Source organism: Hymenobacter agri (assembly GCF_054778495.1).
Genome location: NZ_BAAGZM010001245.1, coordinates 1 through 603, shown reverse-complemented (window position 1 = coordinate 603; position 603 = coordinate 1). Strand labels below are relative to the sequence as shown.

1 pseudogene is annotated in these 603 nt (G+C 65.2%); it reads right to left on the bottom strand.

Annotation, left to right across the window (positions count from 1 at the left end):
- Positions 1–603: pseudogene (locus tag ACYVDE_RS25580) on the bottom strand (chemotaxis protein CheR); the annotation flags it as partial.

The window sequence follows — 603 nt, the reverse complement described above, 5'->3', positions numbered from 1 at the left end:
GCGGTCGTCGGGCAGCACCCGGCCGAGGTAGTCGGCGGGCGTCACGGGGCTGCCCGTGGGCAGGCCAAACAGTTGGTACATACCATCGGACCAGCGCATGGTGTGCGTGGCCAATTCGTAGTCCCAGCTGCCCAGGCCGGCCACGGCTTCGGCTTGTTCAAGCAGGCGCAGGTTGCGCAGGCGTTCCTGCTCGGCCACTCGGCGCTCGGTGATGTCGAGGTTGGTGCCCACCACGCCGTCGCCCAGCTTCACAAACTGGCAGGCGTACCACTTGTTGAATCCATCGAACGGGTAATAATATTCCATGCCGTGGGGCTGGCCGGTTTCGATGGTTTGCACAATCAGGTCGAAGATGCCCGCTTCGCGAATGCCGGGATATTCCGTGGCGTAGAGCTTGCCCACGAGGTCGGTGCGGTTGGTTTCGCGGGCCAGCTCGCCGCTCACCAGCCGCAGGCGGAAATCCTGAATGACCCCGTGCTCGTCGCGCACCGCCTCCATCACCGACATGGCAATCAAATTGGTGTCGAGCACCGATTGCAGCAGGTCGCGGCTGGCCTGCAGGTCGCGGGTGCGCCGGGCCACGCGCTGCTCCAGGCGGGCGTT